At 69.3% G+C, this 26,361-nt stretch carries 27 protein-coding genes; 14 read left to right on the forward strand and 13 right to left on the reverse strand.

What is annotated here, in order from left to right; translation table 11 throughout:
• Nucleotides 1-122 precede the first annotated feature (122 nt).
• Complete coding sequence (locus tag ABIC28_RS06490; RefSeq protein WP_245221111.1) at nucleotides 123-800, reverse strand: TetR/AcrR family transcriptional regulator; 678 nt, start codon at nucleotides 798-800, stop codon at nucleotides 123-125.
• Nucleotides 801-909: 109 nt separating this feature from the next.
• Between ABIC28_RS06490 and ABIC28_RS06495 the strand changes: the two genes are divergently transcribed.
• The 3 genes from ABIC28_RS06495 to ABIC28_RS06505 all read left to right on the forward strand — a co-directional run bounded on the left by ABIC28_RS06495 (nucleotide 910) and on the right by ABIC28_RS06505 (nucleotide 3,360).
• The gene (locus ABIC28_RS06495) at nucleotides 910-1,434 is read left to right on the forward strand and encodes a MaoC family dehydratase (protein ID WP_097213484.1); all 525 of its coding nucleotides are present in this window, start codon (nucleotides 910-912) and stop codon (nucleotides 1,432-1,434) included.
• Nucleotides 1,431-2,432 (forward strand): oxidoreductase, encoded by a 1,002-nt coding sequence (locus ABIC28_RS06500; protein ID WP_269588763.1) that lies wholly within the window; start codon nucleotides 1,431-1,433, stop codon nucleotides 2,430-2,432. Before ABIC28_RS06495 ends, ABIC28_RS06500 begins: the two co-directional genes overlap by 4 nt.
• Before the next feature lie 64 nt (nucleotides 2,433-2,496).
• On the forward strand, nucleotides 2,497-3,360 hold the full coding sequence (locus ABIC28_RS06505) for an amidohydrolase family protein (RefSeq protein WP_257017714.1): 864 nt from the start codon (nucleotides 2,497-2,499) through the stop codon (nucleotides 3,358-3,360).
• On the opposite strand, the gene ABIC28_RS06510 is transcribed toward ABIC28_RS06505, so the two are convergent.
• The 3 genes from ABIC28_RS06510 to ald all read right to left on the reverse strand — a co-directional run bounded on the left by ABIC28_RS06510 (nucleotide 3,361) and on the right by ald (nucleotide 6,037).
• Nucleotides 3,361-3,972 (reverse strand): ribonuclease H family protein, encoded by a 612-nt coding sequence (locus ABIC28_RS06510; protein ID WP_097213542.1) that lies wholly within the window; start codon nucleotides 3,970-3,972, stop codon nucleotides 3,361-3,363.
• 80 nt (nucleotides 3,973-4,052) lie between these two features.
• The gene (locus ABIC28_RS06515) at nucleotides 4,053-4,853 is read right to left on the reverse strand and encodes a crotonase/enoyl-CoA hydratase family protein (protein WP_097213486.1); all 801 of its coding nucleotides are present in this window, start codon (nucleotides 4,851-4,853) and stop codon (nucleotides 4,053-4,055) included.
• A gap of 56 nt (nucleotides 4,854-4,909) precedes the next feature.
• The gene (gene ald / locus ABIC28_RS06520) at nucleotides 4,910-6,037 is read right to left on the reverse strand and encodes an alanine dehydrogenase (protein ID WP_097213487.1); all 1,128 of its coding nucleotides are present in this window, start codon (nucleotides 6,035-6,037) and stop codon (nucleotides 4,910-4,912) included.
• A gap of 121 nt (nucleotides 6,038-6,158) precedes the next feature.
• Here ald and ABIC28_RS06525 point away from each other — a divergent pair, with 121 nt between their 5' ends.
• Nucleotides 6,159-6,674, forward strand: a complete 516-nt coding sequence (locus ABIC28_RS06525; protein ID WP_097213488.1) for an Lrp/AsnC family transcriptional regulator — start codon at nucleotides 6,159-6,161, stop codon at nucleotides 6,672-6,674.
• Between the two features lies 1 nt (nucleotide 6,675).
• On the opposite strand, the gene ABIC28_RS06530 is transcribed toward ABIC28_RS06525, so the two are convergent.
• Nucleotides 6,676-8,442 (reverse strand): cholesterol oxidase substrate-binding domain-containing protein, encoded by a 1,767-nt coding sequence (locus ABIC28_RS06530; protein ID WP_097213489.1) that lies wholly within the window; start codon nucleotides 8,440-8,442, stop codon nucleotides 6,676-6,678.
• A 188-nt stretch (nucleotides 8,443-8,630) separates the two neighbouring features.
• On the opposite strand from ABIC28_RS06530, the gene ABIC28_RS06535 reads away from it, so the two are divergent.
• The 3 genes from ABIC28_RS06535 to ABIC28_RS06545 all read left to right on the forward strand — a co-directional run bounded on the left by ABIC28_RS06535 (nucleotide 8,631) and on the right by ABIC28_RS06545 (nucleotide 12,763).
• Nucleotides 8,631-10,853 carry an MMPL family transporter gene (locus ABIC28_RS06535; protein WP_354578071.1) on the forward strand — a complete coding sequence of 741 codons (2,223 nt, stop codon included), beginning with the start codon at nucleotides 8,631-8,633 and terminating at the stop codon, nucleotides 10,851-10,853.
• 164 nt (nucleotides 10,854-11,017) lie between these two features.
• Nucleotides 11,018-11,656, forward strand: a complete 639-nt coding sequence (locus ABIC28_RS06540; protein WP_354578073.1) for a YdcF family protein — start codon at nucleotides 11,018-11,020, stop codon at nucleotides 11,654-11,656.
• Between the two features lie 99 nt (nucleotides 11,657-11,755).
• The gene (locus ABIC28_RS06545; protein ID WP_136907685.1) at nucleotides 11,756-12,763 is read left to right on the forward strand and encodes an NAD(P)H-dependent glycerol-3-phosphate dehydrogenase; all 1,008 of its coding nucleotides are present in this window, start codon (nucleotides 11,756-11,758) and stop codon (nucleotides 12,761-12,763) included.
• A 46-nt stretch (nucleotides 12,764-12,809) separates the two neighbouring features.
• On the opposite strand, the gene ABIC28_RS06550 is transcribed toward ABIC28_RS06545, so the two are convergent.
• Nucleotides 12,810-13,460, reverse strand: a complete 651-nt coding sequence (locus ABIC28_RS06550) for a hypothetical protein (RefSeq protein WP_269588767.1) — start codon at nucleotides 13,458-13,460, stop codon at nucleotides 12,810-12,812.
• A 203-nt stretch (nucleotides 13,461-13,663) separates the two neighbouring features.
• Entirely contained in the window at nucleotides 13,664-14,383 is a 720-nt protein-coding gene (locus ABIC28_RS06555) for a hypothetical protein (RefSeq protein WP_257017710.1), read from the reverse strand.
• A gap of 325 nt (nucleotides 14,384-14,708) precedes the next feature.
• Here ABIC28_RS06555 and ABIC28_RS06560 point away from each other — a divergent pair, with 325 nt between their 5' ends.
• The gene (locus ABIC28_RS06560; protein ID WP_354578076.1) at nucleotides 14,709-15,194 is read left to right on the forward strand and encodes an alpha-isopropylmalate synthase regulatory domain-containing protein; all 486 of its coding nucleotides are present in this window, start codon (nucleotides 14,709-14,711) and stop codon (nucleotides 15,192-15,194) included.
• 4 nt (nucleotides 15,195-15,198) lie between these two features.
• On the opposite strand, the gene ABIC28_RS06565 is transcribed toward ABIC28_RS06560, so the two are convergent.
• Together ABIC28_RS06565 and ABIC28_RS06570 are read right to left on the reverse strand one after the other, a co-directional pair.
• On the reverse strand, nucleotides 15,199-15,678 hold the full coding sequence (locus ABIC28_RS06565) for a hypothetical protein (protein ID WP_097213494.1): 480 nt from the start codon (nucleotides 15,676-15,678) through the stop codon (nucleotides 15,199-15,201).
• Between the two features lie 83 nt (nucleotides 15,679-15,761).
• Nucleotides 15,762-17,240, reverse strand: coding sequence for a glycoside hydrolase family 183 protein (locus ABIC28_RS06570; protein ID WP_097213544.1), 1,479 nt, complete (start codon nucleotides 17,238-17,240; stop codon nucleotides 15,762-15,764).
• A gap of 244 nt (nucleotides 17,241-17,484) precedes the next feature.
• Here ABIC28_RS06570 and ABIC28_RS06575 point away from each other — a divergent pair, with 244 nt between their 5' ends.
• Entirely contained in the window at nucleotides 17,485-18,819 is a 1,335-nt protein-coding gene (locus ABIC28_RS06575) for an ABC1 kinase family protein (RefSeq protein ID WP_097213545.1), read from the forward strand.
• A 34-nt stretch (nucleotides 18,820-18,853) separates the two neighbouring features.
• On the opposite strand, the gene ABIC28_RS06580 is transcribed toward ABIC28_RS06575, so the two are convergent.
• Nucleotides 18,854-19,675 (reverse strand): DUF72 domain-containing protein, encoded by an 822-nt coding sequence (locus tag ABIC28_RS06580; protein WP_097213495.1) that lies wholly within the window; start codon nucleotides 19,673-19,675, stop codon nucleotides 18,854-18,856.
• A 103-nt stretch (nucleotides 19,676-19,778) separates the two neighbouring features.
• Here ABIC28_RS06580 and ABIC28_RS06585 point away from each other — a divergent pair, with 103 nt between their 5' ends.
• Together ABIC28_RS06585 and ABIC28_RS06590 are read left to right on the forward strand one after the other, a co-directional pair.
• The gene (locus ABIC28_RS06585) at nucleotides 19,779-20,099 is read left to right on the forward strand and encodes a GYD domain-containing protein (protein ID WP_097213496.1); all 321 of its coding nucleotides are present in this window, start codon (nucleotides 19,779-19,781) and stop codon (nucleotides 20,097-20,099) included.
• Nucleotides 20,096-20,761, forward strand: coding sequence for a rhomboid-like protein (locus ABIC28_RS06590; RefSeq protein WP_097213546.1), 666 nt, complete (start codon nucleotides 20,096-20,098; stop codon nucleotides 20,759-20,761). The genes ABIC28_RS06585 and ABIC28_RS06590 overlap by 4 nt, the downstream gene beginning before the upstream one ends.
• 16 nt (nucleotides 20,762-20,777) lie before the next feature.
• Here ABIC28_RS06590 and ABIC28_RS06595 read toward each other — a convergent pair whose 3' ends face one another.
• Complete coding sequence (locus ABIC28_RS06595; protein WP_097213497.1) at nucleotides 20,778-21,332, reverse strand: TetR/AcrR family transcriptional regulator; 555 nt, start codon at nucleotides 21,330-21,332, stop codon at nucleotides 20,778-20,780.
• Nucleotides 21,333-21,426: 94 nt separating this feature from the next.
• Here ABIC28_RS06595 and ABIC28_RS06600 point away from each other — a divergent pair, with 94 nt between their 5' ends.
• From ABIC28_RS06600 to ABIC28_RS06610, 3 genes are read left to right on the forward strand one after another with little or no spacing between them, the layout of a single operon-like run.
• Nucleotides 21,427-22,296 (forward strand): alpha/beta fold hydrolase, encoded by an 870-nt coding sequence (locus tag ABIC28_RS06600; protein ID WP_097213498.1) that lies wholly within the window; start codon nucleotides 21,427-21,429, stop codon nucleotides 22,294-22,296.
• A 28-nt stretch (nucleotides 22,297-22,324) separates the two neighbouring features.
• Entirely contained in the window at nucleotides 22,325-22,822 is a 498-nt protein-coding gene (locus ABIC28_RS06605) for an HPP family protein (protein WP_097213499.1), read from the forward strand.
• A 30-nt stretch (nucleotides 22,823-22,852) separates the two neighbouring features.
• Nucleotides 22,853-23,518, forward strand: a complete 666-nt coding sequence (locus ABIC28_RS06610; RefSeq protein ID WP_097213500.1) for a cyclase family protein — start codon at nucleotides 22,853-22,855, stop codon at nucleotides 23,516-23,518.
• Nucleotides 23,519-23,521: 3 nt separating this feature from the next.
• On the opposite strand, the gene ABIC28_RS06615 is transcribed toward ABIC28_RS06610, so the two are convergent.
• Both ABIC28_RS06615 and ABIC28_RS06620 read right to left on the reverse strand, forming a co-directional pair.
• Nucleotides 23,522-25,753, reverse strand: coding sequence for a thiamine pyrophosphate-dependent enzyme (locus ABIC28_RS06615; protein ID WP_097213501.1), 2,232 nt, complete (start codon nucleotides 25,751-25,753; stop codon nucleotides 23,522-23,524).
• 50 nt (nucleotides 25,754-25,803) lie between these two features.
• Nucleotides 25,804-26,205, reverse strand: a complete 402-nt coding sequence (locus ABIC28_RS06620) for a VOC family protein (RefSeq protein WP_136907663.1) — start codon at nucleotides 26,203-26,205, stop codon at nucleotides 25,804-25,806.
• Between the last annotated feature and the right edge of the window lie 156 nt (nucleotides 26,206-26,361).

Consider the following 26,361-nt stretch of genomic DNA (forward strand, 5'->3'; position numbering starts at 1 on the left):
ATTCCTCTTCCTCGCGGTGAGACCTGATCCGAGCGTTGTCGAACTGTATAGTTGAATTCGGACTCAGATTCAACTATGCGGCCCGTTTCACCCCTTGACCAGCAGAGAAGCGTGGTGCGGCGTCAGCCGCGGGGGGCGATGCGGAGCGCGTTCACCCACAGGCGGTTGGCGGTGTCGACTATGTCATCGAGGGACGCCACCTCGCCGCCGGTCACGAAATACCCGAACGCGAGGCGGCTGATCATGCCCGAGAGCGCCGACGACGCCAGCAACGGATCGAGATCCCGGTCCGCGAGTCCGCGTTGCTGCAGATTCGCGATGCTGCGGGCGTTGCGGCGGATGAACGCGTCGGCCCGCTGCTGCCGCAGCACCCGGAACTCTGGATCGATGCTGGCGACCTGTTCGAGCAGGCCCATCAGCTTCGCGTTGCGTTTGTAGGCCTCGAAGTACGCCCGATTGCTGGCCGCGATGATCGCGGCGGGATCGTCCTCGGCCGCCACGTGCGGCATGCCAGGGTGCATCATGTCCTCTTGCGCCAGCTCGAGAACCGCGGCGAAGATCTCTTCCTTGCTCGCAAAGTAGGTGTAGAACGTCCCGGCCGAGCACTTGGCCGCCTTGGTGATGTCTATCAGGCGGGTGTCGAGGTAGCCCGAGCGCTCGAACACCCTTCTTGCGGCCGCGATCAACGCCGCCCGGGTCCGCAGCCCGCGCTCGGTGACGGGTAGCTCACGAAGCAGACCCGACCGCGCCATCGACGGTGGCGCATCGTCGCGATCATCCCCGGAAACCGATCCTGACATGCCGTATTTATACGGCAACGCGGGTCGTCGCCGTGCGTGGCCTGCTCCCCTCCGGCGGCCCATACTGAGAGGAAGGCGTGATGCCACGCGGAGCATGGGAGCGACAGACATGACGAACTCGAGCGTCGACCCGGTCCGGCCGAGCACCCTCGCCCAGCTCACCGCGCTGATCGGGACCGTGCTCGGCCCCACCGACTGGCACGAGGTGACGCAGCAGCGAATCGACGCCTTCGCCGACGCCACCGGAGACCACCAGTGGATCCACGTCGACCCCGAGCGGGCCGCCGACGGCCCCTTCGGCACCACCATCGCGCACGGGAACTACAGCCTCTCGCTCGGCCCGTTCTTCACCGGGCAGCTGATCGCCTTCGACGGCTTCGCGCACGCGCTCAACTACGGCTACAACAAGGTCAGGTTCACCGCGCCGCTACCGGTCGGGTCCCGAATTCGCATGCGCGCCACCATCACCGCGGTACACGAGATCGCCGGGGGCGCGCAGGTCCTGAACAAGCTGACCTTCGAGCGGGAGGGCGCGGCAAAACCGGTCCTGGTCGTCGAGGCGGTGGGATTCCTCGCGGAGCGCAAGGAGAAGCCTGGCCCCGTGGTGGCGGACGCCCTAGGCTCGGAACGGTGACGACGACGTTCTCGGCCTACATCGCACGCGACCAGGACGGGGAGATCACGCTCGCCCCCTGCACCCTCGACACCGGTGCGCTGCCGCCCGGCGAGGTCACCATCAAGGTGCACTTCTCGAGCGTGAACTACAAGGATGCCCTCGCCGTGACGCCGCGGGGCGGGGTGGTGCGCGAGTACCCGATCGTCCCCGGCATCGACCTCGCAGGCGAGGTCGTCGCCTCCGACGACGACTCGTTCACACCCGGCGACCTGGTCCTCGCGCACGGATACGAGATCGGTACCGGGCGTCACGGTGGATATGCCGAGTTCGCCCGGGTCCCCGCCGACTGGGTGGTCCGGCTCTCGGACCTCTCCCCCCGCGATGCGGCGACCATCGGCACCGCGGGCTTCACCGCGGCGATGAGCGTGCAGGCCGTCCTCGACCGCGGCATCACCCCGGCCGACGGGCCCGTCCTGGTCACCGGCGCAAGCGGCGGCGTCGGCACCGTGAGCGTCGACCTGCTCGCCGCTGCCGGGTTCGAGGTGGTCGCGTCGACCGGCAAGCCCACGGCCGCGGACCTGCTGTCCTCGCTCGGCGCGGCGTCCGTCATCGGTCGGCTGCCCGAGGACCCGGACGCGAAGCCCCGCCCGCTCGGCAAGGCGGAATGGGCGGCCGCAGTCGACTGCGTTGGTGGCACGACGCTCGCGCACGTGCTCAGCACCGTCCGCTACGGCGGCGTGGTCGCGGCGAGCGGGCTGACCGGCGGATCTGCACTGCCGACCACCGTGCTGCCGTTCATCCTGCGCGGCGTCTCCCTGCTGGGCATCGACTCCGTGCAGCTGCCGATCGACAAGCGCCGTGCGCTGTGGGCTCGCCTCGCGAGCGATCTGCGTCCACGGCATCTGACCTCGATCGCGCACGAGGTGCCGATCCGGGACGTCTCCCAGGTGCTGGACCGGGTACGTGCCGGGACCTACACCGGCCGTGCCGTGGTCCGGGTCGACGGCGGATTCTGAGTGCCGAACCGGGCATGACAGGGTGGGTCACGTGATCGACGAACCCGAATCCCGGCAGGCCGACATCGACGCGGTGACCGCGTTCCGCGAGCAGTGGAACCTGCCCGGAATCGTCGACGTGCACACGCATTTCATGCCCAAGAACGTGATGGACAAGGTGTGGAGGTACTTCGACTCGGCCGGACCGTTGACCGGCATGGAATGGCCCATCGCCTACCGGCACGAGGAGGACGTCCGGCTCGACCGGCTGCGCTCCTACGGGGTCAGGGCGTTCACGTCGATGATCTATCCGCACAAGCCGCACATGGCGGCGTGGCTCAACGAATGGGCGGTCGAGTTCGCGGCCCGCAACCCCGACTGTCTGCACACCTCCACCTTCTATCCCGAGCCCGGTGCCGCCGAGTACGTCACCGCGGCGCTCGAGAACGGCACCCGGGTGTTCAAGTCGCACATCCAGGTTGGCGACTACGCCCCGAACGATCCGCTGCTCGATGGCGTGTGGGGCGTCCTCGAGGACGCAGGCACCCCCATCGTGATCCACTGCGGGTCAGGGCCCGCGCCCGGACGCTTCACGGGCCCTGGACCGATCGCGGAGCTGCTGACCCGATATCCCCGGCTGCGTCTGGTCATCGCGCACATGGGCATGCCCGAGTACGCGGAGTTCCTCGAACTCGCCGAGCGCCACGACCGGGTGCTGCTCGACACCACGATGGCGTTCACCGACTTCATCAACGATGCCGCGCCGCTGCTGCCTGCCGACCTTCCGCGACTGCTCGACCTGCAGGAGCGGATCCTGTTCGGCAGCGATTTCCCGAACATCCCCTACCCGTATGCCCATGCCCTGGAGGCGGTTTCTCGGCTCGACCTGGGTGCGGCGTGGGTCAGCGCCGTGTGCCACGGCAACGGTGCGCGGCTGTTCGACCTCTGATCAGAAGAGGGTGAGCGACTCGTCCGATTCGGAGACCTCGAACAGCGTCGGCTCCTTCTCGTTCGGGACGACGGTGTGCGCCGCCACCGACTTGGCTCGCGAGACCTTCTTCGCCGGCGACACCGGCGCGGAGTGCGTCGTGGCCTTCGCCCGCGGGGCGGGCGCAGGGGCGGAAGCGACGGTGGCCGCGACGGCACGAGCGGCCTCCCCGGCCAGCTTGTCCGCCTCCTCGTTGTAGTGGTTGCCGACGTGACCGCGGACCCAACGGAAGCGCACCGGGCCGGTCCGCTCGGCGATCGCCTCGTCGATGGAGCGCACGAGGTCCAGGTTCTTCACCGGTTCGCCGGAGGCGGTACGCCAGCCCTTGCGCTTCCAACCGGACACCCACTCCGAGGCACACTTGATCGCGTACTGGGAATCGGACTCGATCAGCATCGGCTCGTCACCCGGATGGGCCCGGATGGCCTCCAAAAGCGCACGCAGCTCGGCAATTTGGTTGGTGCCCGACCGTTCGCCGCCGGAGCGGCTCGGCCCCATGTGGTTGACCCACGCCCAGCCGATCGCGCCGCCGGGGTTGCGAAGGCAGGAGCCGTCCGTGCTGACGATGATCACGTCCGACACCTTACGGTGGCCCCCCGACATTGCGAAGGGCCCGCGCCGGGTCCGCGGCGGGCACCCGGCCCCTGGCCCGGCTACGCCCCGGTGAACCGCGGCGGCCTGCGCTCGAGCATCGCGGCCACCGCTTCCTGATGATCGTGCGTGTGGTGCGCCAGCGCCTGCATCGAGGCGGACAGCTCGAGCAGGCTCTCCAGGCTCTGGTGCTGCCCCTCGCGGAGCAGCTTCTTGGTCATCCGCAGGGCCTGCGGCGGGTTCGCCGCGACCCGTTCTGCCAGCGCACGGGCGGTCGACAGCAGCTCATGCGGCTCCACCACCCGGGAGACCAGGCCCCACTCGAGGGCGGTCGCGGCGTCGATCGCGTCGCCGGTGAAGGCCATCTCGGCGGCCCGCGCCTGCCCGACCGCGCGCGGCAGGAACCAGGCACCGCCGTCGCCCGGGATGATGCCGAGCTTGACGAAGCTCTCCGCGAAGGTGGCCGTGGTCGCCGCGATCCGCATGTCGCACATGAGTGCAAGGTCACAGCCCGCCCCGATGGCCGGGCCGTTCACCGCGGCGATCACCGGCGCCTCGCAGTGATAGAGCGCCCGGGGGATCCGCTGGATGCCGTGCCGGTAGCCGCCGCGCAGTTCCACGGGTGAGCCGCCGAACATGCCCTCGCGGTCGCGCATGTGCTTGACGTTGCCCCCAGAGGAGAACGACGGCCCGGCCGCGGTCAACACCACCGCGCGCACTGTCACGTCCCGATTGACGTCCGCGATCGCCGCCTCGAAGGCCTCGATCATGTCGGGCTCGGAGATGACGTTGCGGGTCTCCGGACGGTTCAGCGTCCACGTGACGATGTCCCCGTCCCGCGCCACCACGATTGCCTCGGTCACTGCGCACTCCTTCCGGTCGCGGCCAAGGGTAGGCGGTGCGCGACCGTGCGCGTGTCCTACCCCAGGTCGGGTGTGACCCGCGCGCCGTTGGCGAAGCCGCGATAGCCGTGCGCGTCCGCCACCGCGGTGGAGAGCACCTCGCCGTCGTGGGTACTCAGCCCGGCGGCCAGCGCCCGGTCGGCGGCGGTTGCCCGGCGCCAGCCCAGTTCCGCGATCTCGAGGACGTACGGGAGGGTGGCATTGGTCAGCCCGAAGGTGGAGGTACGGGGCACCGCGCCCGGCATGTTCGCGACGCAGTAGAAGACGGAGTTGTGTACCCGGTAGGTGGGGTCGGCGTGGGTGGTCGGACGCGAGTCCTCGAAGCACCCGCCCTGGTCGATCGCGACGTCGACCAGCACCGAACCCGGCTTCATCCGGGACACCAGTTCGTTGGACACCAGCTTCGGCGCCCTCGCCCCCGGCACCAGCACCGCGCCGATCACCAGGTCCGCGCCGAGCACCGCCTGCTCCACCTCGAAGGCGTTGGACACCACGGTCCGCAGCCGTCCGTTGTACCGGTCGTCGAGCTCGCGCAGCCGCGCGACGTTCAGGTCCAGGACGGTGACATCGGCGTGCATCCCGACGGCCATCGCCGCCGCGTTCTGGCCGGCCACCCCGCCACCCAGGATCACCACGTTGGCCGGGCGCACCCCGGGCACGCCGCCCATCAGGACGCCGCGGCCGCCGGAGCTGGCCATCAGGTGGTAGGCGCCTGCCTGGGGCGCGAGCCGCCCGGCGACCTCGCTCATCGGCGCGAGCAGGGGCAGGGAACCGTCGGGGGCCTGCACGGTCTCGTAGGCGATCGCGGTCGTCTTCGCCGCGATCAGCGCGTCCGTGCACTCCCTCGAGGCCGCCAGATGCAGGTAGGTGAACAGCACCAGGTCAGGACGCAACCGCGAATACTCTTCCGCGATGGGCTCTTTCACCTTCAAGAGCAGCTCCGCGGACGCCCAGACATCGTCGGCGTCGGCCAAGATCTGCGCGCCGGCCGCGCGGTAATCGGCGTCGGCGAAGGAAGAACCGGCACCGGCCTCCTGCTCGACGAACACCTGGTGGCCGCGGGAGACGAGTTCGTGGACGCCTGCGGGTGTGATGGCGACCCGGTACTCGTGGTTCTTGACCTCGCGGGGGATTCCGATCCTCATGACACTTCCTCGGGTTTCGGGGGCGGTTCGGTGTGGGTGAGCGTGATCGACGCTGGGTCAAGTATGAATTTTCCTCGATTCCATGCACAGATTTGTGCTGATAATTCTTTAGAATCGGCACATGGTTGCGGAATCTTCGACTCAAGGCACCTCACGGGGTGCCCGCCCGAACGATGTTCGGGCGGTCAGGCTCGACGAGATCGATCACGTCCTGCTCGCCCAGCTCACCCGCGATGCCCGCACCCCGAACAACGCGCTCGCCGACCTGGCCGGGATCGCGCCCTCCACCTGCCTGGCCCGGGTGCGCGCGCTGGTCGAGAAGGGCGTCATCCGGGGCTTCCACGCCGACATCGACCCGGCGGCCCTCGGACGGGACCTCGAGGCGATGATCTCCGTCCGGCTGCGCGCCGACGCACGCCCACACATGGCGCAGTTCGCGGAACGGATGTCCGCGACGCCCGAGGTGCTCGACGTCTACTTCATCGCGGGAGCCGACGACTACCTGCTCCACGTCGCGATGCGCGACACCGGCGCGTTGCGCGACTTCGTGCTCGACCACCTGTCCGCGCGCCCGGAGGTCGCGGCGACCGAGACGATCCTGATCTTCGAGCACATCCGGCCCAGGTCGGGCCGGTAGCTCATGGCAGCAGTCTGTCCAGGAAGCCGTTGCTGAAGATCCGGTGCGGGTCATGCGCGTTGTATGCGGCGCGTGCCGTGTCCCAGTTGTCGCCGGAGGGCACCCCGTCCCGGTAGGTGTCGGGGATGACGGAGTCGATGGACGGCCCGTCGGAGTGCCCGGCCCGGTCGGTGAACGCCCAGCCCTTGGCCCATTCCGGCCGGAACGTGGCGTAGTCGCCGCTGTAGTTCTCCCTCATGAACAGTTCCATCTCGCGGAAGTACGCGGCCTGGCCCGGCGTGCCGGGCACGCCGACCACGTTCATCCAGATGGCGGTGTCCCACTCGGGGTGGTCGGGTCGGGGACGCAGCGCCGAGATGGTCGGCGCACCAGCGCTTTCCACCGTCACCTCGCCTTGGTCGTCGAGCCCACACAGTCGCACCTCGAAGGGCCCGTTGATCGGATACCGGCCTTCGGCCCGCAGTTCCTGCTGACGCCGGTGATGCCAGCCGGTGAACTCGTTGATCACCCGGGCGATGTTGGACCTGCGGGTGATCACCACACCGCCGCCCGCGTTCATCCGCAGGGTCGTCGCGCGGAGGTAGAACAGCACGTCCTTGGACCAGCCCCACAGGTCGGCGGTCCCGGTGGTGCCGAGACCGGACGCGATGGTCGCGAACTGCGCCTGCCCGAACAACGGTGTGGCGCTGCCGATCCCCCTGGTGATCAGCCCGAGTGGATCGGTGACCGCCTGTGGGAGGTTGTCCGAGTACCAGTAGTTGTAGGGCCCCGTGACCTCCCGGGACTGCGGCGGCTTGACCGGGGTTGGCGTCCACACCTTGAGCCACGGCGTCTCGGTGAAGGGGAACCAGATCGCCTCGACACGACCCGAGCGGGCCACGTAGCTCTCGAAGGTCCGGCCCGGTGACCCTGCCGGGGCGAACAGTTCGCGCCACGGGATGTCGGTGACGGACTCGCAGCGGAGCCGGTAATTGGGTCCGGCCTGCAGCGTCACCGAGGTGACGAAGGACCGGCCGAGGTGGGTGAGCAGCGGCCGGATGGCCGCGTCGGCCCTGCTGAACTCCCGCAGCTCGTACCGACCGGCAGCCTCGTCCCAGACCACCGCGGTCATCGCGGTCACCAGGTTGCTCAGCGACCCGAACGATGCCCCCGGGAGCGCGGATTCGCCGTCCGCGGGCAGCGTGGCCCCGTGCGCGTCGATCGCGAGCACCCCCGCGATGGTGAGCCCACCGATCGCGGGTGCGTTGGCCCAGCCGAGTCCGTGCGCCTGCAGCTCGGTGAGGATCGTCTCGACGGTGGCGCCCGCGCCCGCGGTGACCGTGGCACGACCCTCGGCGGCGCCGACGGCGTCGACCGCGATGGCGTTCAGTCTCGCCATGGTGTCCACCAGCAGCACCCGGTCGACGTTCTGGCCGGCCTCCAGGGTCAGCGGGCTCCACCCGTGCATGGTCCCTCGCGGCCGCAGTCGGTAGCCGTTGGCGTGTGCCCAGTTCGCGAGCCGGACCACGTCCTGCGCGTCCCGGGGCGTACAGGTCCAGACCTGGTCGAACCGGATCTCCTGTGCCCAGTTCTCGTAGCCCTGCTGAACGAGGGCGATGCCGTCGGGGAAGTCGGGCGGTGTGGGCAGCGTCGCCCTGGCGTCGCCGAACGGGATCGCCTGCGCGGGCGTCCAGCCGAGTCCGGCGAGGGCGGCTGACCCCGCCACGGCGGTCAAGAAGCCTCTGCGCGAGACGCCCCCCGTCTGTTGATCCGAACGACCTGCGGTCATCGACTCTGTCCCCTCTCTCTGTGGTGGCGCGGTCGGCGCGCCGGAGCGAGGACCAAGTTAGAACATGTTCCCGTCACTGTGTCGGGAAACGTGAATCGGTCCGGGGAATCCCGGATCCCCCGACCCACCCCGTGGTCTACTTGAACCCGTTGGAGACCTGCGATGACGGGCATTCTCGAGGAGAACCGATGGCCGAACTCGACATCAGCGACGAGCCTTCGACGGTGACGCCCCGGAAGCCCCGGCGCGGCTGGCCGGTGTTCACCGTCATCGCGATCGCGCTCATCGCCTTCCTGGCCGGCGGCGTCGGCGGCTCATTCCAGGGCAAGCTCGCCGAGGTCCAGAAGAACGACAACGCCAGCTATCTGTCCGCCTCCGCCGAATCGACCATCGTCGCCGACGAATCCGCGAAGTTCGTCACGGTCGAGACCATCCCGGGATTCGTCGTGTTCCACCGCGACGGGCCGTTGACCGAGCAGGACAAGGAGTCGATCGCCGACGCCGCGACGGCGGTGACGCAGGTTCCTGGTGTCGACAAGACCGGCATGGCCCCGGTCCAGTACTCCGAGGACGGCACCACCGCGGCCCTGTTCGTGCCGCTGGTGGCCAAGTCCGACGGCACGCAGGTCCAGGGCGATGTCCTCGCCGAGACCGAACAGCATGTGATGGACGCGGCCCGCTCGGCCGCCGCCGCCGAACTCGAGGTGCTGCCAGCGGGCCCAGGCGGGCTACTCGTGGCGTTCATCGACGCCTTCCAGGGACTCGACGGCGCGCTGCTCGGCGCGGCCCTCCTCGTGGTGATCCTGATCCTGCTGGTCGTCTACCGCTCCCCGGTCCTCTGGATCTTCCCGCTGCTGTCCGCGATGCTGGCGCTCGGCCTCTCCTCGATGGTCATCTACTTCCTCGCCAAGCAGGACATCCTGACGCTGACCGGCCAGAGCCAAGGCATCCTGATGGTCCTCGTGCTGGGCGCTGGTACCGACTACGCGCTGCTGCTGATCGCGCGGTACCGGGAAGAACTTCACGCGTACCCCAACCGGTTCGACGCGATGATCCGGGCCTGGCGCGAATCGGCTCCCGCGATCACCGCTTCCGCGGTGACCGTCATCCTCGGACTGCTGTGCCTGACCTTCTCCGAACTGAACTCGAACAAGAGCCTCGGTCCGGTCACCGCCATCGGCATCGCCTGCACCTACCTGGTGATGATGACGTTCCTCCCCGTGGCGCTGGCGACCGCGGGCCGGTGGGTGTTCTGGCCGCGCGTGCCGCACGTCGACCACGCCGCCGATCTCACCGCGCACGGCACGTGGGGCCGGATCTCCACCGCTGTCGGCAACCGGGCCCGGCCCGCGTGGATCGGCACCACCGTGCTGTTGATCGCGCTGTGCGCCATCGGGATCGGCAGCCTACAGACGGATGGGCTCACCTCAACCGAGAACTTCACCAACAACCCCGAGGCCGCCCAGGGTCAGGCGATCTACGATGCCAAGTTCCCTCAGGGCACCGGCGCGCCGGCCGTCATCATGACCGACGCCGACGCCGCCGAGCAGGTGATCGCCGTCGCGGGCGGGGTCGAAGGTGTCGCAACGGCCCCGGGTTCGGTGTGCCTGCAGATCGACTACGCCAAGGTTGCGGGGCTGAACCTGGGCACCGGCGCCCCCGCGGCCGCGCCGACCGGCTGCCCGCCGCCACAGCTGACCGTGCAGCCGATCGACGGCCGCACCGTTGTCACCGCCACGCTCGCAGACTCCTACGACTCACCGGAGGCGTTGGAGACCATCGAGCGGCTGCGCACCGCGGTGCACGCCGTCCCCGGCGCCGACGCCCTGGTGGGCGGGAACTCCGCGGCCACCCTGGACGTGCAGACCGCCTCGGTGCACGACAGGAACCTGATCATCCCGATCGTGCTCGTGGTGATCTTCCTGGTGCTCGCCATCCTGCTCCGGGCGCTGCTCGCGCCGCTGATCCTGATCGCCACCGTGGTGCTCTCGTTCGCAGCCACACTCGGCGTGTGCGGGTTCTTCTTCACCCACGTGTTCCATTTCGCAGGCGCCGACCAGGCCTTCCCGCTGTTCGCCTTCGTATTCCTTGTCGCGCTCGGCATCGACTACAACATCTTCCTGATGACCAGGGTGCGGGAGGAGTCGCTCACCCATGGAACCCGCTCCGGGGTGCTGCGCGGGCTGGCCGTCACCGGTGGCGTGATCACCTCCGCTGGTGTGGTTCTCGCCGCGACGTTCGCGGTGCTGGGTGTGCTGCCGCTGGTGTTCCTCGCGGAGATCGGGTTCGCGGTGGCCTTCGGCGTTCTGCTCGACACCATCATCGTGCGCAGCGTCCTGGTTCCCGCCCTCTCCTATGACATCGGCAAACGAATCTGGTGGCCGTCGGCGCTGGCGAAGGCCGAGGACTGAAACGCCGAGGACGTCCTAACCGACATCTTGCGGTATCGCGTGTTTGAATGGCGGTCGGAGAGTGCAGATTTCCGAAAGCCCCAACACGGATACGGGTCCTAGTCCAGACTGAACCCCGTTCGTCACCTCCTGCGGGGGAGGAGCCGTTCGTCCAAAGGAGTGTCATGTCGTTTCGTTCGCCGTCTCTGCTCGCCCGCAGGATCCTCGCCGCCACCGCCATCGCCGCGGCGGCGGGCGCCGTCCTGCCCGCCACGGCGAATGCCGACGTGACACCGACCACGCTGGTGAACGGCGTGCTCTCGACCGTCGGCGGCTGCCAGACACCCTCTCGCGATGCGATCCTCGCCTGCACCCGGTTCGAGACCCTGACCACCCAGTTCCCGGTGGTCCTCGACCTGAATCCGTTCGGCACCAACATCGTGGCGCTCGGCGCGGGACTGTTCCCCAACGGCACGATGCGGCCGGTGCTCGAGTCCCGGATGCAGGCGACCCTGCAGGTCGCCCACCGCTACCCGCTGTCCCCGATCATCGTCAGCGGCGGCGTACCGCAGAACGAAATCACCGAGTCCCGCGCGATGCGCGACTGGCTGATCGGGCACGGCATCCCCGCATTCCGGATCACCGAGGAATACACCTCGCGCTCCACGGTCGAGAACGCGCGGAACACCAACGCGATCCTCGCTCAGCGCGGCGCCACCAGCGCCGTCGTGGTCACCTCGCCGGACCATCTGCAGCGCGCCATGGTCGACTTCCGAGTCGCAGTCGGCGGACGCATCCCGATCGCGGGCGTCGTCGCTCCCTGACCGTCAAACGAGTTTCCAGGATTCCGCACCGCGCCCTCGGCGCGGGTGGGAACCTGAATCGATGATCGCAATTGTCGATGGCGGACTGGGTGATCGGTGATGGCGCGGCCGGTACGGGTGGTGGTGCTGGGGGCCGGCTCGTGGGGAACCACTGTCGCCGGCCTCGCCGCGCGGAACACCCCGACGCTGCTGTGGGCCCGCGATCCGAACACCGCCGATGAGGTCAATTCCGAGCATCGCAATTCCCGCTACCTCGGCGACCGGGCCCTTTCGCCTGACCTGCGCGCGACCTCCGATATCGCCGAGGCCGCCAACGAGGCCGACGTCCTGGTGGTCGGGGTGCCCTCGCACGCGGTGCGCTCGACGCTGAGCGAGATCTCCAACGGGGTTCGCGCATGGGTGCCGGTGCTGTCGCTGGCCAAGGGGCTCGAGCCCGGGACCAGGCAGCGGCCCACCGAGGTGATCGCCGAGTGTCTGCCCGGTCATCCGGTCGGGCTGCTGGCCGGACCGAACATCGCAAGGGAGATCGTCGACGGCCTGGCCGCAGCCTCGGTGGTCGCGACCCAGGACGACCGGGTGGCCACCGCGCTGCAGCCGCTGTTCGCCTCGCCGGTGTTCCGCGTCTACCGCAACACCGACGTGCTCGGCTGCGAGCTCGGCGGCATCCTCAAGAACATCGTGGCGATCGCCGCGGGCATGGCCGACGGCCTCGGGGTCGGGGACAACACCCGGGCGATGGTGCTCGCCCGCGGGCTCGCCGAGATGACCCGGCTCGGCGAGGCGATGGGGGCCAACCCGCGCACGTTCGCCGGACTCACCGGCGTCGGCGACCTGATCGCGACCTGCATCAGCCCGGCCTCCCGCAACCGCCGCGTCGGCGAGGCGCTCGCCCGCGGGCTCACGATCGAGCAGACCCTCGCCGAGCTCGGTCAGGTCGCCGAGGGCGTCAAGACGGCCCCGACCGTGATGGAGCTGGCCCGCGACTACGACGTCGAGATGCCGATCGCCGCTGAGGTCGAGGCGGTGGTCGCAGGCCGCCGCACCCCCGCGGAGGCCTACCGCGGGTTGCGGCGGGTGACCCCCGGCGACGAGGACGACATGGCCTGAGCGGCAATGGCTCCGGATGGACCCATTGCCGACCGGCCGCGATCGGCTAGGAGCCGCTCGGTCCGAGCAGCCCGATCTTCACACCCATATCGGGCCATTCCTGGGCAGCCTGGCCACTGACCTCGATCGCGGTGCCGCTGTCGAAGACGTCGATGTCGAACGAGATGTCGGTGCGCACGCGGTAGGTCACCTCGAAGGTGACGGTCTTGTTGCCCGTCGCCGAGACGACCCAGCCGACATCCTCGGACACGGCGAGGCGCCCGTTGGCCTCGGCGGGGACGACACCCTCGGTCTTCATCTGGCCGTCCTGCCACGAGGTGACGGTGGCGCTCCCCGACACGTAGCTGAGGGCGAACGGGAAGATGTCGGCGATCTTGTTGATGAGCCGGTCCGGTCCGCCGGTGGCCGCGATGGTGGTCCGATAGGTGACCTGACCGGTGGTCGCGATCTTGTTGCTGCCGACGACGGCCTTGGTCACCGCGAGATTGTCGGTGGTCACCGTGGCGGAGGCGGGCAGCTCCTGACCGTTCGAGCTGGAGCCCAGATCCAGCTGAGCCGGTCCCCCCGCCGTGGAGCCGAAGTCGAACAGGTTCGGTGCGGCCGAGGCGGCGCCCGCGCCGAGGGCCAGGGCGCCGCTTGCGAGGAGGGCGGAGGCGGCGACTGCGGATACGAGGCGGCTCATCGTGGGACGGGACATGCGGGATCTCCATTCGTCGGGGACAGACTCACGACACCTCGGTACCGCTGAGACCCAGGACCCGAACGTGCGTCGCGCCATCGTATGGACCGACACCCGCGTTCGCGCAGGATTTCGAAAACTACTGTCGCACTTGATAAATCGTTAGACAAAACAAGGGCCGTCCGGAGTATCCGGACGGCCCTTTGCTCAGGCGCGTGCGACTAGCTGCCGACGACCCCGCGCAGCACATCCACGACGAAGCCCGTCGGGTTCTCGACGATCGCGGATCCCGCGGAGCCGCTGGTGCCGCCCTCGCCGTCGGACGATCCGAGCCCGAGCTCCGAAGAACCGGTGGCGACCGCCTCACCCGGGTTGAGAGCACGGATGGTGGCGCTCACACCCATCGGGTTGAAGGTCTGGGTGGTCGCGAAGCCCGACACGTCGAAGGACACGCCACTGTCGGGCGCGGTGCCGATCTGCGCATTCTCCGGCACCAGGTAGGTCACCTCGAAAGTGACGGTCTTGCTGTCGGTCTGGGAGATCGCCATCCCGGTGCTGGGCACCGAGACCGTGTTGTTGTTGACGTCGACCTCGGGCGTCACGTTTTCGGTCTTCACGCCGCCGACGAGGTGCCAGGCGGTGAGCTTCGCGCTCCCGTTGACGTACTTGAAGCCGGCCGGGTGGAAGTCGGTGACCCGGTTGATGAACCGATCGGGATGGGCGGTGGTAGCGATGGTGGTCCGGTAGGTCACCTTCTGCCCCGGCGCGACCGTGCCGTCACCGACGACGCTCTTGGTCACCTTGATGTTGCTCGTGGTCTTGGTGGCCGAGTAGGGCGCCTGGGCAGCCGCAGCGGTACCCGCGCCGATCGCGAGACCACCGGCGATCAGTGCCGTGGCGGCAACCACAGACGCGATGCGACGCATCATGGGACGGGACATTGAGATCCTCCGATCGAGTGAAACAGGGGACACGAGGGGCGACGCCGAAGGGCTGTCGCCCGGGCCCGGCACAGGGCCGGTTCGCGCGTAGATACTTATATGAACAAACGTCCAACTATTTAACTACATATGGACAAGCGTTCAATTTCGCGGGGCGATTCTCTGCCACAGTTGCGTCATCGCGGTTTCGCCTCTACATTCGGACCCCATGAAGCGCATCAAGCTCGTATTCCGCCCGTAGCGGGGTCTGATTCGGACCGACCCCTCGCTGCGGGTCGTCGAGCTATCTGTTGGTCCTTCCTCTCCATCCAGGAAGACCGCTTCAATGAACTCTCTTCAGGCATTCGCCTCGCACGCCGCCACCACCCCTGCGTCTGACCCGTTCGCGCTGCGTTTCGGCCTCCCGCTCCCCCGCGCCCTGCGCACCGAGGCCGCCGGCATGAGCTGGCGCACCTTCCTCGCCACCTACTCGCCGACCGGCGGTCCGATCCGCTTCGGCCGATGGTCCGCGCACGCCCTCGGCGCCGGCCGCTCCGAGTTCCGGGCCACGCTCGCCCTCGGCGACACCATCCACCAGGCAGAGGCCACCGCGGCCGGGCCGATCGCGGCGCTCACCTCGATGCTCTACGACGCAGGCCTGCCGATGGAGATCCTCTCCTTCCACCAGCTGAAGGTCGGCGACGGCCGCACCGCAACCTTCCTGCTGTGCGAGCACGACGGGCGCAGGCATTGGGCGGCAGGCCTCGCGGACACCGCGACGGAGTCGTCCGTCGAGGCGATGATCGCGGCCGCGAACATCCTGCACGGCTAGCGGTTCAGGGCATCTCGACGGTCTGTGCGCGGGCGACCTCGCCGATCGCCCGCCGGATGTAGCCCGACCCGGGCGCGTCCGCGGCCGCGAGCAGGTCCGCGATCACCAGGGTCGCGTACCGGGGCAGGTCCGCGCGGGCGAGCGGGCGCGGGTCCTCGTCTGGGTCGGTCAGTCCCAGCGCACCGGTCAGCACCACGACGAGCACCGACACGTCCAGATCGGTCACCCACGACGCGGCGGACCGGGCGCAGCGCTCGAGCACGGCCTGCACGTCGTCACCGGTCAGACCGTCGGGATGCAACTCCTCGAGCAACTCGCGCACGATCGACGCGTGCACCACGGTGACCTGCTCCTGATCGAGGGCGGCGAGCCGGGCGGATGCCTCCGCGAACGGCTCGGGTTCGGCGGTGCGGGCCGCGGCGACGGCAACGTCGGTCGCATCGGCGATCTCACGGGCGGCGGACGGCCATTCGGTGGGCCACATCGGGTGGTTCTGCTCCTTCGAATTCGTTGTGGCGGCACCATGTTCCGGTACCGCCACACTCCTGGAGTCCAGAGTGATCCGACTCAGTTCAGCTCGGCGCGCATGAGGAAGACGTTGTAGTCGGACCACGTCGAGATGGTGAAGTACAGGTCGTCACCTGTCGACCAGGGGTGGATGAAGCCACCGTACAGCTCGGGGTACTCGGTGACGCTGACCAGCGGCGCCGGCTCCGACCACTCCCCCTGCGGCGAGTCGGATTCACGCAGCACGATCGCGGTCCTGGCGGTGTCCAGATAGACCATCTGCCAGACCCGCCGGACCTCGTCGTACCGGACCGACACCTCGGCCACCGGGCCGCGCACCACCGGCGTCGCGGCCGCCTGTCCACCGACCGGCGTCCAGACCCCGTTCTGCCAGTACTGGTACGCCGACGTGTTGAGCACCTCCCCGACCGGCACCCGGGCCAGCCCCAGGTCGCCGAGCCGGGTGTTGGGGGTGCCGAACATGTAGACGTACTCGCCCTGCGGGACCATCGCACTCACCTGGAAGTTGGAGAGCCCGAATATGTTGTCCCACCGCGCATACGGATCCTTGGCCCAGGTCTGGCCGTGGTCGTCGGAGTAGGCGATGCCGCCGTGATTGGTGAACCAGGTGCCGGGGATGCTGTTCCACGTGCGGATGGACATATAGCTCATGTACTGCCGCTCACCGATCGCGAAGCCCGAGGTGGGAATGGTGGTGATCTCCACGTTGTCCAGCTTCCTGCTGCTGAGCAGCTCCGCCGCGTGACAGCGATCGTCCTGCACCATGGAGTCGAAACTCATACCGTCAGAAAGGTTCTCGTCGCTGCTGAAGGCAAGCACATTGCTGCGCCAGTCGCCGCCCTGGCCGCCAGGCGGGTGGAAGCCCCGGCCGACGGTGTCGCCGAACGCGACGGCGACCTCGCCGGGCGCGCTCTCCCACATGATGCCCAGATCGGTTCCGTTCACCTGCCAGCGCTTGTCCGTGCGGTTGATCGAGCCGGCACCCGTCAACTTCGCGACCCGGGTGACCGCGCCGACCTCTGGGATGGGGCGCGGGGCCGCGTGCGTCGCCGCCTCCGTCGGCGGGAACACCGGAACCGGCGCGACCGCCTGCTGCCCTTGATCCGGCCCGGGGACCGGAATGCCCAGGTGAAAAGGCTGGAACTTGAAACCGATCTCGGGGATCCGCAGCGCCTTCAGCAGCGTGTCCGGGCCGGCGGGCGCCTCGTCGGTCAGGTCCGGGCAGGGATCCGCACAGGGGTCCGACGGCAGCGCCTGCGCGGGAATCCGGGTCGGGGTGGTCGTCGGCGCCGGAAACGGCACCGCGGTGACCACCGGCAACGGCACCGGGATCTCGAGCTTATCCGGCAGCAGCGCCGCCGTGGTGGTCACCAGGTCGGCGGCACAGGATCCGCTGCCCTTCGCCCCCGCTCGGTCCGAACCCAGCGGAGCCGCGACGGCATCCGGTTTCTCCGCATAGACCACCGCACAGGAACCGATCACCACGGCCGCGACCAGAACGGCAAGCCTGCGTGTCAAAGGCACCTCCGCGTTGAGCTCTGCTCGGGCCCGCAGACCCGCCACCCGGGCTGACCACGTTGTGGTCGGAATCTAACATCGACGTGCGGGAACTCCGTGTCTCCCGGGCCGGGTGTCGACGGAATAGGCCGCCACCCCTACGCTGGCTGGACCCGAATCGAGGTGAACGGTGTCACAGTCCAACCATTCGAGTCCCGTCGGTCCCTACGCGTCGGGACCGCCCCCGGCCGCGCTGTCGGTCCACATGCCCGACCTCAACAAGTTCGGCCCCGCCCAGCTGTGGCGCGCCCTTGTGGTCGGGGTGGTGATCATCGCCTGCGCGGGGTACGCGGTGCTCACCAAGCCGTTCCTGCGGCGCGGCGAGACCTGGGCCGACGCCGCGTCGGAGGGTGTGGTCAACGCCTTCGAGGCGCTGGGCCCGACCTTCGTCAAACTCGGGCAGCTGATGGCTTCCTCCTCCGGAGTGTTCCCTGCCCCACTCGCCAACGCCTGCCTGCGCTGTCTCGACGACGTGCCGCCGGTGTCCGCGCAGAAGGCGAGGGAGGTCATCGAGGGCGACCTCGGCGGGCGCGTCGACGAGATCTTCGCGAGCTTCGACGACGAGCCCCTGGCCGCGGCGTCCGTCGCGCAGGTGCATGCCTGTGTACTCCACGACGGCCGCGAGGCCGTGATCAAGGTGCAGAGGCCTGGCATCTATCACCGCATGCTCGTCGACCTGCGCACCGCGTACGGCGGCGCCAAACTGCTCGAGCGACTCTTCGAGTTCTTCCGGATCGCGAACGCGACCGCCATCATCAGGGACCTGCACGCCGCCACCATGACGGAACTCAACAGCGCCGTCGAGGCCGACCGGCAGACCCGGTTTCGTGACGCCATCTGGTCATTCGGCGACAACAAGGGAGTGACGGCGCCGGAGGTGTACTGGGACTACTGCGGCCCGCACGTGATCTGCATGGAACGGCTGCACGGCGTCCCCCTCGACCGGTTCGTCCCCGACGCCGATCACGACACCACGATGCTGATCCGGCGCGGCGTCAAGGCGTGGATCGAGTCGATCACCGTCCACGGCCCTTTCCACGGCGATGTGCACGCGGGGAACCTCTGGGCGCTCGACGACGGCCGCATCGCCTTCCTCGACTTCGGCATCGTCGGCGAGCTGCCCGAGGTCTGGCGGTCGATCCTGCGGGACATGTTCTACGCCAACCTCATCGACGGCGATTTCGCACGGGTGGCGCGCGGCATCCGCGACCTCGGCTACACCGCGGACATCGAGGCAGGCGACGCCGAGATCGGCATGCAGGTGGCCGCCGTCCTGGCCCCGGTGTTCACCAATGACCTGGCCGAACTGAACCTCGGCACGCTCATCATGGCGCTGGTCCAGCTCGGCAAGCAGTGGGGAGTCGCCAGCCCGGAGGAGCTGGTCCTGTTCGGCAAGCAGCTCGGCTACTTCGAGCGGTACGCCACCAGGCTCGCCCCCGGATGGGTGATCGGCAAGGACCCCTACCTGTTCCGGAACGTCTTCCCCGAGGCGGTGGCCGAGCGGGCCGCGGCACTGGGCGTCGAGCTGCCCGAGGAATGAGCCACCGGGCCGCGAGGAACCCGTCGCCGGCCCGTCAGACCCCACCGAGGCGCCGCCGGAGCGCGATCGCGTCGAACGGTGCGCGACCGCGCGCGTCGTTGTCGAGATAGACGTACACGTCGAGCCCGTCGGCGCACCAACCCCCGATCCGCGTCGCCCATGTGTCGAGGACGTGGTCGCCGTAGCCGCTCGCATAGAGCTCGGTGTCACCGTGCAGCCGTACATACATGAAATCGCTTGTGCACCTGTCGAATATCGGGTACCGGCCCGCTGAGTCCGCGACCACCAGGGCCACCCCGTTCTGCTCGATCAGCGCTACCGCCTCCGGGTCACCGAAGCTGCTGTGGCGCGCCTCGAGGGCATGCCGGACCGGCCTCGGCGCATCGGCGACGGTGAGCACACCCCCCTCGGGCACCTTGTCGTCGTGGCGCCCGGCGAGCTCCGCTGCCGCCATCGTGGTCCGCGGCAGCGCGGCGAGGAACGGGGCGAGGCGGTCGGCGTCGAATGCGAGCGTGGGCGGAAGCTGCCACAGGATCGGGCCGAGCTTGGCGTGCAGCGCGAGCGGGCCGGACGCGAAGAAGTTGGCCAATGCGGTGTCGACGTCGCGCAGGCGCTTCATGTGCGTGATGTAGCGGCCGCCCTTGACCGCGAACACGAATCCGTCGGGCGTCGCGTCCCGCCACCGGGCGAAGGAATCGGGCGTTTGCAGCGCGTAGAAGGATCCGTTGATCTCGATCGACGCCATTCGGGACGCGGCGTACGCCAGCTCCCGCCGGTGCTCCAGGCCGGCGGGATAGAAATCGCCGCGCCAGCCGGGATACGCCCATCCGGAGATCCCGATGCGGACTTCCGCCATGAGCCGAGCGTAGATCCGTCGTCGTTTCCGCGATACCGCACCGGTCCCCGGCCGGGAGGAGGACGATGGATACGCCCCAGAAACCGAGCCGAGGGACATCATCATGCCCAAGTACCTGTGGCAGGTCGGCTACACGCACGATGGCGCACAAGGCCTACTCACCGAAGGCGGATCGCGACGCCGCGACGCGATCGTGCAGGCGGTCGAGAGCGTCGGCGGGACCGTCGAGAGCTGCCACTTCGCGTTCGGCGGCCACGACCTCTACGTCATCGGCGAGGTGCCCGACGAGGTTGCCGCGGCGGCGCTGAGCATCCGCACCGCCGCGAGCGGCGCGGCCCGCACCGTGACCGTCGCCCTGCTCACCCCCGAGCAGATCGACGACGCGGCCAAGCGCCCCGCGACCTACCGACCCCCCGGGAGCTGACCTCCGTGCCGCGTGCCGTGTGGGCCTACATCCGGCGCGCACCGGGCACGTTCATCTGGCTGGCAATCCTGCTCGCGACGACCGTGGTGAGCCGCCACCTGGCGCCGGACCTCCTGACCGACGTGCTCGGCAATCGGTCGACCAACCTGCACCACCTGGCCGAGGACCCGATACGGGTGCTGATCACCAGCGCGTTCTGGCTCGCGGGCGGCGGCTGGATCACCTACTTCGTCGTCTACAACGTCTTCCATGTGCCGGCCGAACGCTGGCTCGGCACGCTTCGGTGGCTCGTCGTCGTGGTGATCGCGCACGTCGGCGCCACCTACATCAGCGAGGGCGTCCTGTACTGGGCGATCCAGCACGGTCGCGCCCCGGAGTCCGCGGTCGATACCCTCGACTACGGAGTCAGCTATGCCCTCGCGGGCGTGGTCGCTGTACTGACGTATCGGATCGCCCCGCCATGGCGGTACGTCTACCTGGCCGGCGTGCTCGTCTTCTATGCGGTGCCGCTGCTCGGCGGCGTCACCTTCACCGACGTCGGCCACCTCACCGCCGCACTCCTCGGACTCGCTTGCTACCCCCTCGTACGGGCCCGCCAAGAGGTATGGGACCCGATCGCGACCGCGCGGGCGGTCGACCGGCGGATCCGCCGGCGAGGGTGACGCCCCCGCGTGGTCGTCAGCTCACCGCGTCCAGTAGCACGCGTGCGGCATCGCGGGCCTGCCGGGCGGGCAGCGGTGAGCGGGCGATCGCGGCGGTCGCCATCGCGCCGTTCGCGAGGATCGCGAGCTGGTCGGCCAGCGGCGCCGGTAGGCCCGCGGCGGAGACCAGCTCGCGCAGGCACTCGAGCAGTGCGGCCTTGTTCGCCTTGGCGATGTCGGCGACGGCCTGGTTCCCCCCGCCCAGCTCGCCGAAGGTGTTGATGAAGGTGCAGCCCCGGAAGTCCTCCCGCCGAAACCAGTCGTCCAGGTAGTCGAAAACGCCGAGGACCCGGTCACGGGGATCGTCGATCGGCTCCAGGAACCGGGCCAGCTCCTCCCGCACGACGAGGTCGCGCCTGCGCAGCACCGCCTCGACCAGCCGGTCCTTCGCCGGATACAGCCGGTAGAGGCGCTTGAGGGAGACCCCGGACCTCGTGCGGATCTCGTCCATCCCGACGGCCTGCACGCCGCGCTCGTTGAACAGTGCCTCGGCTGCGTCGAGCAGCTGGGTGTCAGCGGTATCCGGATCCATCTCTCACCTCGACACTTGCGCGGAGAACCATCGTTCTCTACTGTACACGCCATGAGGGAGAACGCTCGTTCTCCCTAGAGAGTCAGGAGCCACCATGTCCAGCTTCGACACCCGCCACCGCACCGCGACCATCGACGGACTCGAGGTCTTCTATCGGGAGTCCGGCCACCCGGACAACCCGACCCTCGTTCTCCTGCACGGGTTTCCGAGCAGCTCACACATGTTCCGGAACCTGATCTCCGAACTCGCGGACGAGTTCCACGTTGTCGCGCCCGACCACATCGGCTTCGGGCGCTCCTCGATGCCCGCGGTCGACGAGTTCGACTACAGCTTCGACCGCCTCGCCGAGATCACCGATCAGCTGCTCGGCCGCCTCGGCATCGACCGCTTCGCGCTCTACATCCAGGACTACGGCGCACCGATCGGGCTGCGGATCGCCGCCAAGCACCCGGAGCGTGTCACCGCGCTGATCACTCAGAGCGGCAATGCCTACCGGGAGGGATTCACCCCGTTCTGGGACGTGCTGTTCGCGCACGCGCAGAACCGCGCGGAGCACGAGCCCGCGGTCCGCGAACTCCTCGAGCTCGACGCGACGCGATGGCAGTACACCCACGGCGTCCCCGCCGACCGGCTGGACCGGATCGCGCCCGAGACCTGGTTGACGGACCAGGCGGGCCTGGACCGGCCGGGCAACAAGGAGATTCAGCTCCAGTTGTTCTTGGACTACCAGTTCAACCTCGACGGGTACCCCGCCTTCCAGGAGTACTTCCGGACCCATCGGCCGCCCACGCTGGTCGCATGGGGCCGCGGCGACGAGATCTTCGGCCCCGCAGGCGCCGAGGCGTTCGCGACCGATCTCCCCGACGCGGAGATCCACCTGCTCGACGCGGGCCACTTCGCGCTGGAGACCCACGGACAGGAGATCGCCGAGCTGATCCGGGACTTCCTCCGTCGAAACCTCTGATCCCGCAACGCCTGCAAGAAGGAGCCCCATGTCCGTCCTCACCAACGCCTCCGCCACGATCGCCCGCCGCGGCACCACCGCCTCGGCCCTCAGCGCGGCCGCGGCGGCACTGACCATCATCGCGTCCCTGGCCACGGCCGAACACCTGCTCGGCCTCGCGGTCTTCGCGCTGCCGTTCGTGGCATCGGCAGCCCTGATCGCGCTCGCCCCCTCCGGACCGCCCGCGAGGCCGGGAGCGATCCTGCGGGCCTACCCGGCCGCTGCGGCGACGGCGCTCCCCACCACCGCGATCCTCGGACCGTCGGAGGCCGCCGTCGCGGCCTCGGTGGTCGCCGCGGTCGCGCTGATGGCCATCCTGCGCGCGCCGCACATCCCCGCGGCGCTGTGCGCGGGCAGCATCGGGCTCACCGGCCCCGGCCTGGGCTACCTCCCGCACACCCTGATACCCGCGGTGGCGATCGTGCTGGTGGCCGCCTGGGTCGCCGGGCGGCTCGTTCCTGGCTTCGAGTACCCGTTGCGCGGGTGATACTGGTCGACACACGATGGAGGTGAGGCCGTGAGCGTGGTGCGCAGGATCGTGGACCTCTCACACCCGATCGACACCGGCATGCCGGTGTACCCCGGCGACCCGGCAGCGAGGCTGACACCGCACTGCACCGTGGCCCGCGACGGCTACAACGTCCTGCGTGTGGAGATGGGATCGCAGTCCGGCACCCACGTGGACGCGCCGGTACACCTGCGGGACGGCGACACCCCGATCGACCGAATGGACCTGTCGCTCTTCGTCGGTCGCGGTGTCGTCTTCGACCTGCGCGGACTGGCCCCTCGGCAGCCGATCACCGCGGCGATGATCGCCGGGCCCGCCGAATCGGTGCGGACCGGCGACATCGCGCTCGTCCACACCGGGTGGGACCGGCACTACGGCACCGACGTCTACTACGACCACCCGTTCCTCGGCGCCGACGCCTGCGCGCTGCTGCTCGAGCGCGGGGTGCGGGCGTTCTGCCTCGACGCGCCGAGCGTCGACCCGTCCGGCGATGAGGACACGGACTATCCGGCGCACCACCTGATCGCGAAAGCGGGCGGCGTGATCGCCGAGAACCTCTGCAACCTCGAACTCGTCGACTTCCCGGACCCGCTGATCAGCATCCTGCCGCTGAAGCTGGCTGGCGGCGACGGTGCGCCGGTGCGGGCGGTCGCGATGGAGCTCGACCGGCCCTGACCATCACCGGCTGCGGCCGACCAGACCCACCGCCGCCGCCTCGATCTGCTCCTCGGAGACCAGCACCAGGCGCGCGGCCTCGCCGAGCGGGACGAAGCTGTCCTCGCTCGTGACCCGCGCGATCGCGCCCTCGAAACCCGAGTCGACGAGCGCCGCGATCACCCCCTCCGAGACACCGCCCGACCGGCGGGTCTCGTCGACCACCAGCACCCGCCCGGTGACCCGCGCCTCGCGGAGCAGGTCCGCCACGGGCAGCGGTGCCAGCCAGCGCAGGTCGAACACGCGCGCGTCGAGGCCGCGCGTGCGCAGCCGCCGGGCGACCCGCAGGCTCATCCGGAGTCCGTTGCCGAACGTCACGATGGTCAGGTCCGCTCCGTCCCCGTGGGTGCGTCCACTCCCGATCGGTACGTGCGCCGCAGCCCAACCGCCCGGCCCCTCGTACGGCGCCAGCCAGCCCTCGTCCCCGGGCTCGTGCAGGTCCCGCTCGTGGTACAGCGCGATCGGTTCGAGGAAAACGCACACCGCGCCTTCGGTTTTCGCGGCCGCGACACAGGTGCGGAGCATCGGGGCGGCGTCCTCGGGCCGGGCGGGGGAGGCCAGCACCAAGCCCGGGATGTCACGCAGCACGGCGACCGCGTCGTCGTTGTGGAAGTGACCCCCGAAGCCCTTCTGGTAGCCGTAGCCTGCGACCCGCACCACCATCGGGTTTCGGTAGCGGCCGGACGAGAAGAAGCCCAATGTCGCTGCCTCGCCCCGGATCTGATCCTCCGCGTTGTGCAGATAGGCGAGATATTGGATCTCCGGGATGGGCAGCAGCCCGGAGACACCCGCGCCGAGCGCGAGCCCGAGCACGGTCTGTTCGTCGAGCGGGGTGTCGAATACCCGAGCCGTACCCGCCCGGTTCGCGAGCCCCCTTGTGACGCCGTAGACGCCACCCTTGCGGGCAACGTCCTCACCGAAGACCATCGCCTCTTGGTACGCAGCGAGGGTGTCGAGCAGGGCACGGTTGATCGACTGCGCCAGGGTGAGACGACCCGCATACTCCGGCAGTGCACCGTCGAAAACCTGTGCTCGAGAACGTGTCTCGGCCGGTTTGTCGACCCCGGCGGACACCGAACCGGGGTCCGGTCCGCGCAGCGGCGACATCACAGCGTCCGCGGTCGTCAGCCGGGGGAGCAGGGCGACCTCGCGAGCGAGCGCCAGCACGTCGTCGCGCTTGCGCCGGTACCGGGCAAGCACCTCGGCAGGCGCAAGGGCCCCCGACTCGACGAGCAGCCGGGCGGTGCCGAGCAGCGGGTCACGGCGCTGTTCGGCGGCGATCACCGCGGGAGATCGGTAGGCCGATTCCACGTCCGAGCCCGCGTGCCCCATCAGCCGGACCGTGCGCAGGTGCAGGAACGCCGGGCGCCGGTGCTCGCGCACCCAGTGTGCGGCGCGCGTTGCCGCGTCGACGGCGGCGGCGAGGTCGCAGCCGTCCGCAGCGAAGTACTCGAGCCCCACCCGGCCCGAGTAGGCGGACTCGATCCAGCCCCCGGGGGTGGGCACGCTGACGCCGATGCCGTTGTCCTCGCACACCAACAGCAAGGGCAGCGGTAGACCCTCGTACGCACCCAGCGCCGCCGCGTTGATCGCGCCGACCGCCGTCGAGTGATTGGCGGAGGCGTCCCCGAAGCTGCACACGGCCACCGCATCCGCGGGCCAGGGCGTATCGACACCCAGCCTGCGGGCCCTGCCGATCGCGAACGCGACGCCCACCGCGCGCGGCAGGTGTGAGGCGATCGTGGAGGTCTGCGGGATCACCGCGAGGTCGTGGCGGCCGAACACCTTGTGCCGCCCGCCGGAGATCGGGTCGGCGGCGGCCGCGACCACCCCGAGCAGCACGTCCCGCAGCGGATCGCCGCCGCCCACCTGGCGCGCGCGTTCGAGGAAGAAGCCGCCGGACCGGTAGTGCAACAGCGCCGGGTCGGTCGGCCGCAGCGCGCCCGCCACCGCCGCGTTGCCCTCGTGACCCGACGAACCGATCGTGTAGAAGCCCGCGCCACCGGCCTGCAGCACGCGGGCGGCGAGATCGAGGTGTCTGCTCCCGAGCTGGGCATCGAAGAGCTCCAGGCAGCGGGCCACGGTGAGCACCGAACCCTCGCGGACGGGTTCCGTCGGGGCGGGCGAGCGCCAGGGGGTCGGGCTCGCCATCGCCCCGACGGACTCGATGAACTGCTCGTCGATCGGTTCGGCCATGCGGACCGTCCTGCCCGTGCGGGGTCTACGCGCAGTTCGACAATATCCGGTCAGCCGATGGCGGCGGGGTCCATCCACATGACCTCCCAGACGTGCCCGTCCAGGTCACGGAACGCGCGGCCGTACATGAAGCCCTGGTCCTGCGCCTCCATCCAGGCCGAGCCGCCCGCGCCGATGGCGGTGTCGACCAGCGAGTCGACCTCCTCCCGGCTGTCCGCGGAAATGCACAGCAGGGCCTCACGAGACTTCGAGGTGTCGCAGATGTCGTCGGAGATGAAGTCGCGGAACCGCGCCTCCTGCAGCAGCATCACCGTGGTCAGGTCGTTGATCACCATCGAGGCACAGTTCTCGTCGCTGAAGGTCTCGTTGAACCCGAATCCGAGTCCGTCGAAGAACTTCCGGGTCGCCTCGATGTTCTTCACTGCCAGGTTCACGAAAAGCATGCGGGACATTGTCTGCTCCTGTCATCGGTTGCGTCGCTGCGTCCTCGGCTTCCGAGGTCGTCGAACGGTTAGACCGCCGCCGATCGGAAAACTCATCGGTCCACGCAAACTATCTCCGTTGGACGCGGTCCGGGCACTGCGGACGCCGGTTGGACTACCGTCGAA

Origin of the sequence: Rhodococcus sp. PvR044 (assembly GCF_040548995.1) — a bacterium.
GTDB classification, from domain to species: Bacteria; Actinomycetota; Actinomycetes; order Mycobacteriales; family Mycobacteriaceae; genus Rhodococcus_G; species Rhodococcus_G oryzae.

Bases quoted from the DNA above. Each gene is read 5' to 3' on its own strand.
- ABIC28_RS06525 (WP_097213488.1), top strand. From the start codon at position 6,159: ATGGTTGCGGAATCTTCGACTCAAGGCACCTCACGGGGTGCCCGCCCG.
- ABIC28_RS06600 (WP_097213498.1), top strand. From the start codon at position 21,427: ATGTCCAGCTTCGACACCCGCCACCGCACCGCGACCATCGACGGACTC.
- ABIC28_RS06530 (WP_097213489.1), bottom strand. From the start codon at position 8,442: ATGACCGCAGGTCGTTCGGATCAACAGACGGGGGGCGTCTCGCGCAGA.
- ABIC28_RS06585 (WP_097213496.1), top strand. From the start codon at position 19,779: ATGCCCAAGTACCTGTGGCAGGTCGGCTACACGCACGATGGCGCACAA.
- ABIC28_RS06490 (WP_245221111.1), bottom strand. From the start codon at position 800: ATGTCAGGATCGGTTTCCGGGGATGATCGCGACGATGCGCCACCGTCG.
- ABIC28_RS06565 (WP_097213494.1), bottom strand. From the start codon at position 15,678: ATGTGGCCCACCGAATGGCCGTCCGCCGCCCGTGAGATCGCCGATGCG.
- ABIC28_RS06535 (WP_354578071.1), top strand. From the start codon at position 8,631: ATGGCCGAACTCGACATCAGCGACGAGCCTTCGACGGTGACGCCCCGG.
- ABIC28_RS06555 (WP_257017710.1), bottom strand. From the start codon at position 14,383: ATGTCCCGTCCCATGATGCGTCGCATCGCGTCTGTGGTTGCCGCCACG.
- ABIC28_RS06620 (WP_136907663.1), bottom strand. From the start codon at position 26,205: ATGTCCCGCATGCTTTTCGTGAACCTGGCAGTGAAGAACATCGAGGCG.
- ABIC28_RS06495 (WP_097213484.1), top strand. From the start codon at position 910: ATGACGAACTCGAGCGTCGACCCGGTCCGGCCGAGCACCCTCGCCCAG.
- ABIC28_RS06580 (WP_097213495.1), bottom strand. From the start codon at position 19,675: ATGGCGGAAGTCCGCATCGGGATCTCCGGATGGGCGTATCCCGGCTGG.
- ald (WP_097213487.1), bottom strand. From the start codon at position 6,037: ATGAGGATCGGAATCCCCCGCGAGGTCAAGAACCACGAGTACCGGGTC.
- ABIC28_RS06575 (WP_097213545.1), top strand. From the start codon at position 17,485: ATGCCCGACCTCAACAAGTTCGGCCCCGCCCAGCTGTGGCGCGCCCTT.
- ABIC28_RS06540 (WP_354578073.1), top strand. From the start codon at position 11,018: ATGTCGTTTCGTTCGCCGTCTCTGCTCGCCCGCAGGATCCTCGCCGCC.
- ABIC28_RS06615 (WP_097213501.1), bottom strand. From the start codon at position 25,753: ATGGCCGAACCGATCGACGAGCAGTTCATCGAGTCCGTCGGGGCGATG.
- ABIC28_RS06545 (WP_136907685.1), top strand. From the start codon at position 11,756: ATGGCGCGGCCGGTACGGGTGGTGGTGCTGGGGGCCGGCTCGTGGGGA.
- ABIC28_RS06550 (WP_269588767.1), bottom strand. From the start codon at position 13,460: ATGTCCCGTCCCACGATGAGCCGCCTCGTATCCGCAGTCGCCGCCTCC.
- ABIC28_RS06560 (WP_354578076.1), top strand. From the start codon at position 14,709: ATGAACTCTCTTCAGGCATTCGCCTCGCACGCCGCCACCACCCCTGCG.
- ABIC28_RS06595 (WP_097213497.1), bottom strand. From the start codon at position 21,332: ATGGATCCGGATACCGCTGACACCCAGCTGCTCGACGCAGCCGAGGCA.
- ABIC28_RS06605 (WP_097213499.1), top strand. From the start codon at position 22,325: ATGTCCGTCCTCACCAACGCCTCCGCCACGATCGCCCGCCGCGGCACC.